The sequence below is a fragment of the Bacillus sp. 7884-1 genome, assembly GCF_002272245.1.
GTDB lineage: Bacteria > Bacillota > Bacilli > Bacillales > Cytobacillaceae > Neobacillus.
The window spans coordinates 1-1,497 of record NZ_NPDD01000322.1; the positions used below are offsets into that span (position 1 = coordinate 1).

Below are 1,497 nucleotides of genomic sequence, written 5' to 3' on the forward strand. Positions count from 1 at the left end.
TTTTGAACTATAACCCGAATAATGGACACTTATAAAAAAGTCCGTTATTCGGGTTTTTCTGTGTCCATTTTACAGAAACCCGTTTATAATCATTTCAAAGATGTGAGCGGAGGACATAAAGTGAGTAAAACTATTTTTAATGAAATTCAAATGAAGTTACTTGAACAGAACCCTAATGTACAACACGTATCTGATCGTTCGATATCCTATAAACCAGAGTTTAAGGTTGAAGCAATTAAGGAAAATTCAAATGGTAAAGGTCCTGCCCAAATCTTTATTGAACACGGTTTTGATTTAGAGGTAATTGGGATTGATAAACCAGGACAATGTTTGAAACGCTGGAGGAAAACATATGAGCAGTTTGGAGAGGATGGTTTCTTCACAGAACGACGTGGAAAAGGAGCTACTGGTAGACCCTCTTCAAAGCCTCTTTCTGTTGAGGATAACCTTAAGAAAGCTGAAGCGCGTATTAAATATTTAGAAGCGGAACTTGAATTCTTAAAAAAGTTAGACGAACTCGAAAGGCAGGCGAAGAAGAAGAAAAAGTAACAATTTCAGAGAAGTTTGCGCTTATTGAACAAACAATTCGAAAGTTTAAACTTAAACATATGGTGAAATTTCTATGTAAAAAGGCTGAAGTTAGTCGAAGTGGATATTATGCTTGGATAAAGGCAGAGAAAAAGCGTAATGAACGAGAAGAGAACGATTGGAAAGATTATCAGTTAATCAAGGACATATTCAATAAGAAAAAGGGATACGCTGGTGCCTTAACAATAAAAATGATCTTAGAGAATGATTATTTTGTGGAGATGAATCATAAGAAGATCCGTCGCATTATGAGTAAGTATAATTTAGTAGCGAAAGTCCGCCAGATTAATCCTTATAAGCAAATGGCCAAAGCAACACAAGAGCATAAGACCCTCCCTAACCTATTAAATAGGGAATTTAACCAAGGAGTACCTGGGAAAGTACTATTAACAGATATTACTTATGTGTATTACGGTTCTTCGCAGCCTGCCTATTTATCATGTGTAAAAGATGCTTCCACAAGGGAAATTTTAGCTTATCATTTGTCCAAAACTCTAAAAATGGATCTTGTGTATTCTACATTGGACAAGCTCTCTGATGCACTTGGAGGTTTCACTCATCCAGGAGCTATGATTCACTCGGACCAAGGATTCCATTATACTCATCCAGAATTTCAAGCCAGAGTGAAAAAAATGGAACTCACTCAGTCGATGTCCCGTAAGGGAAATTGTTGGGATAATGCCCCTATGGAATCGTTCTTTGGGCATTTAAAGGATGAAGTAGACTATTCTTCATGCCAAAGCTTTGGAGAACTACAAGAATTGATAGGAAACTATATGGAGGAATATAACAATAGCCGTTATCAGTGGAGCCTAAATAAAATGACTCCGGCACAATACCGGAGTCAATTATTAGCAGCTTAAATATTTAGGTCTTTTTTTAGACTGTCCATTTTATGGGTCATAGTTC

At 36.5% G+C, this 1,497-nt stretch carries 1 protein-coding gene; it reads left to right on the plus strand.

Annotated features, from left to right (window positions below):
* The first annotated feature begins 120 nt into the window (after window positions 1-120).
* Window positions 121-1,451, plus strand: a protein-coding gene (locus CHI06_RS28905; RefSeq protein WP_095252065.1) for an IS3 family transposase whose coding sequence is annotated in 2 segments (ribosomal slippage) — window positions 121-493 and window positions 493-1,451 — 1,332 coding nt in all. Because the reading frame shifts where the segments join, the coding sequence is not laid out codon by codon here.
* Window positions 1,452-1,497 lie beyond the last annotated feature (46 nt).